9 protein-coding genes are annotated in these 3,640 nt (G+C 36.0%); all 9 read left to right on the top strand.

Translation table 11 applies throughout. The annotated features are described in order from the left end of the window. The coding region (locus DAHG_RS21785) for a hypothetical protein (protein ID WP_026881076.1) at positions 1-231 on the top strand (231 nt) is incomplete at its 5' end. Continuing rightward, a complete protein-coding gene (locus tag DAHG_RS20755; RefSeq protein WP_022939746.1) occupies positions 206-577 on the top strand; it encodes a Cas9 inhibitor AcrIIA9 family protein in 372 nt (123 codons plus the stop codon). The genes DAHG_RS21785 and DAHG_RS20755, both read left to right, overlap by 26 nt. 2 nt (positions 578-579) lie before the next feature. Then, positions 580-1,842: a PcfJ domain-containing protein gene (locus DAHG_RS18065; RefSeq protein ID WP_022939745.1), complete on the top strand. Its 1,263-nt coding sequence runs from the start codon at positions 580-582 to the stop codon at positions 1,840-1,842. Between the two features lie 13 nt (positions 1,843-1,855). Beyond that, the gene (locus DAHG_RS18060; RefSeq protein ID WP_022939744.1) at positions 1,856-2,062 is read left to right on the top strand and encodes a hypothetical protein; all 207 of its coding nucleotides are present in this window, start codon (positions 1,856-1,858) and stop codon (positions 2,060-2,062) included. After that, positions 2,055-2,504: a single-stranded DNA-binding protein gene (gene ssb, locus DAHG_RS18055; RefSeq protein ID WP_022939743.1), complete on the top strand. Its 450-nt coding sequence runs from the start codon at positions 2,055-2,057 to the stop codon at positions 2,502-2,504. The genes DAHG_RS18060 and ssb overlap by 8 nt, the downstream gene beginning before the upstream one ends. A 24-nt stretch (positions 2,505-2,528) precedes the next feature. Beyond that, the gene (locus tag DAHG_RS18050) at positions 2,529-2,813 is read left to right on the top strand and encodes a hypothetical protein (protein ID WP_022939742.1); all 285 of its coding nucleotides are present in this window, start codon (positions 2,529-2,531) and stop codon (positions 2,811-2,813) included. Then, positions 2,806-3,045, top strand: a complete 240-nt coding sequence (locus DAHG_RS18045) for a hypothetical protein (protein ID WP_022939741.1) — start codon at positions 2,806-2,808, stop codon at positions 3,043-3,045. Before DAHG_RS18050 ends, DAHG_RS18045 begins: the two co-directional genes overlap by 8 nt. A gap of 17 nt (positions 3,046-3,062) precedes the next feature. After that, positions 3,063-3,326 (top strand): hypothetical protein, encoded by a 264-nt coding sequence (locus DAHG_RS18040; RefSeq protein ID WP_022939740.1) that lies wholly within the window; start codon positions 3,063-3,065, stop codon positions 3,324-3,326. Continuing rightward, positions 3,319-3,609, top strand: a complete 291-nt coding sequence (locus tag DAHG_RS18035; RefSeq protein WP_022939739.1) for a hypothetical protein — start codon at positions 3,319-3,321, stop codon at positions 3,607-3,609. Before DAHG_RS18040 ends, DAHG_RS18035 begins: the two co-directional genes overlap by 8 nt. Positions 3,610-3,640: the final 31 nt, after the last annotated feature.

The raw sequence follows: 3,640 nt of genomic DNA, 5'->3' as shown, positions 1-3,640 counted from the left end.
CGTAAAGAAAACTATGCTTGCATAATTACAAAGCACTTTGGTAGTAACAGTGATGAGATAGTAACAGAGCGGTATGACAAAAGTACAGGTGCAACTACCGAGGTGGTTGAGCCATTAAGTAAGTATGCAACTCATCCGACAGGGTATAGGCATCAGTTAGAGCTGCTGGGGTATGTGCGAATAAAAGAAACTGGAGGTGCTTTTAATGGCATTTACGGATCAACTGAATGATTGCAAAAATGCTGCAATCAAATGCATTGCTGAATATTTACAGAATAGGGATGATCTAAAAGATAAACTTGAAAATCCTAAAAAGTCATTAGACGAGATGTTTAAATACATTATTGGTGAAGCATCAAAACGCAAGACAGGTAATTGTGCGGTTATTGATGATGAAACTGTATTTGGCTGGGCTGTGCATTATTATGACGAAGATGATATTAAGATTGCTAAGGTAAATGCAAAAGTTAATGTAAAGGCTGAATGTGAACCACAATGCAAAGTGAAGCCGATGAAAGCAAAAGCTAAAAAGGAAAAAATAAGCGATACAATTCAGCTGAATCTATTTGAGGTATAGCTATGAAAAAAGAAGAAATTAAATTGTTGAAGCAATTATCCAAATTGAAGCTGAAAGTACCTAAAGGATTAATGCGATTTGTAAAAGATCACATGAACAGTCTTGGCAGCAGAAGGCAATGGTATATTAATACACTTGAAATGTGGCATGGTCGTCTATTGCTAAGGACGTTTGCTTTTAATCCATACGGAGAAATAAAGGAAGTGTGCAGACGTCTTGAAGGCTGTTCACAAGTTATCTTGAATGACATTGAGAATAGACCGTTAGCTGGAAGAGTAGTGGATTTCTTTGGTAATAATTTTTGGGATGTTAACTGGTTTAAGAGTGGTAATTTATATACAGCTTCAAGTAGTAACTGGTGGTTCTGCGATTATGATAATCTGTTTAATTGCGAGGAATGGATAGAAAAATTGAATATTCCTTACTGCTGCTATTACCATCCGTTAAATCGAAGTGGCTTGTGTTTCTATGAATACATCTGCATTTATCGTAAATATCCAAAAATTGAATTATTGGTAAAAGCCGGCTGGTCAAACTTAGTGAGATATGCTTACTTATTTGTCTTAGACGGTAAAACGTTTGAGGAGATTTTCGGTTTTAATGAGTATTGGAAACCGTATATGCATCAATTAGATTACACGGACATAAGACTGATCAGAAAATATAAACTTAATGATTTTGAAAAAATCAAAGAAATACGTAAAGTATACAGTCAGCGAAACAAATATATAAACAGACACCTTAATTTTAAAACTGCTGTATTTGTAAATAACTTAGGCAGCCAAGCACATTTGTATAATGACTATCTGAAATTTGCAGAGGAAATCGGGGTGCCGTTAAATGAACCTAAATATTTATATCCAAAGGATATTAAAAAAAGCTATGATGAAGCGTACAAGAGAGTCAATGAGCTTAAAGATGAGTTGGTGAATAAAGGAATTGCAAATCAAGCTGCGAAATTATCTAAATACATATATAGCAGCGATCAATTATCTATCTTCCCAGCAACAAGCAATTCAGAATTAGTACAAGAAAGCAAAAGTCTGAATCACTGTGTCAGAACGTATGCAAAAAGAGTGGCCGACGGGGAAACAGGCATAATGCTGATCAGACGAAGCGATGAAAAAGAAAAACCTTACTACACGCTTGAACTAAAGGGTAAGCGAATTGTGCAAATAAGAGGAAATCATAACTCCGCACCAGTGCCTGAAGTTAGTGAGTTTGTACGCCAGTGGGAAAAGAAATATCAGCTGACAGGATATTAGAAAGTGGGAAAACATGAACAGAGAAATTACCATAAAGGTCAATGATAACAGTGATATTGACATTAAATCAGAAGACCAATTTACAGCACACGAAGCAATGTGCATGGCAGCTACATTTATTATCGCAGCAGCCAAAATAAAAAAAGTTAAAGTATCAAAAATGAAATGGAAAATCGGAAAGTACATAAATGCTTTAAGTAGGAGTATACAACATGATTAACCGAGTTGTATTAGTGGGTCGCATAACCAAAGACCCGGAATTAAGAAAGACTCAATCAGGGCTTTCGACTGTATCATTTACGTTGGCGGTAAATCGCAGAGTATCAAAAGATCAAGAGCAGCAAGCTGACTTTATCAACTGTGTTGCATGGAGACAGACTGCTGACTACATGGCTAACTATGTGAAAAAAGGTACTCTGCTGGGTGTTGAAGGAAGAATTCAGACGCGCAATTATGATGATAAGAGCGGGCATAAGGTTTATGTAACTGAGATTGTCTGTGACAGTGTTCAAACTTTAGTAAGAAGCAATAGTGAGAGTCAAAGCGCATATCAAGCATCTGCACCAGCTAATAACAGCGGTTATGCACAAGGCAGTCAGTCCAGCTATGATGACTTTGGTGGCGAGACGTTAAATATACAAGAGGATGATTTGCCATTCTAGGTGAATGGAAAGGAAATAATAAAAATGAAATGTGAAAAATGCGGAAAGGAATTAGAATATATTGAAGTCAATTCTTTCAATTATGATGGTTCAGATAGTTTTGATAAAGCATGGTTTGAAGAAAAAGAAGTTGACGCAGTTGTTTTAGAAATTGATAAAAACTGGACAGGGTACGAACTTGATGAAGAAGAAATGACGAGCACTATCCGTTGCCCTCATTGCAATCAATTTCCGTTTAAAAACAAGGAAATACAAGTCTATGAAGTTGTTAGGGCAGTCATGTTTAAAGAGGTGATTGGTGATGAATAAATCTTTAACAGTCAAAGAATTAAGAAAAGCACTTGAAGGTGTACCTGATGAGCTAGAAGTAAAACTTGACAGTGATACAGGTGTAGATCAAGGAGGAATAGGCGAAATCGTCATTGAAATGGCAAGACGTGTGACATACAACCTTCCCAATGGTCAGAAATTTTCAGATACTGGAGAAACAGGTGTTGATTATTTTCAGATTTATGCAAATGATGTTTGCAATGATGATTAAAAGATAGGAGACAAATAATGAATAAATATCAAGAAGCATTGAACATATTTTGTGAACAAAACACATTTAAAGACATTGATAAAAATACTTTAAATGAAAATTATAAAATATTGCAAGAATTAGTTGATAAAGCTACCCCCAAAAAGCCATATCGTGCTGAATGGGGTTATCGTTGTCCAACTTGTAATGGTTACGAGGTATACGATTATGAGTATGATAATACATTCGAATACTGCTCAAATTGCGGGCAGAAGTTAGACAGGAGTGAGGTAGATGAATAAAAAAGAATGTAAAAAAGCTGTGGAAATAATCAGCGAATACGCGTTTACTAATAATGAATATACGCCAACAACGCATGAAGCGGTAGAAGCAATCGGATTGATAGATAAATTAATCGCTGAGCACTTTGAACTTGTCGAGCACGCTACACCTATAAAGGTGTTATGGACATATGATGATATACCACTATGTCCAGCATGTTATAAAGCAATAGACGCAGGGAATCAAGAGCTGTGTGAGTTTTGCGGACAAAGGCTAGATTGGGGTGAAGATGATGAAAATTAAACAAGGTGATTACGTAAATGGCAGCAAAGTT

The sequence above is a fragment of the Dielma fastidiosa genome (assembly GCF_000313565.1).
Lineage (GTDB): Bacteria > Bacillota_I > Bacilli_A > Erysipelotrichales > Erysipelotrichaceae > Dielma > Dielma fastidiosa.
The sequence above is the reverse complement of the archived record's forward strand: the minus strand, read 5'-3'. Positions and strand labels throughout refer to the sequence as shown.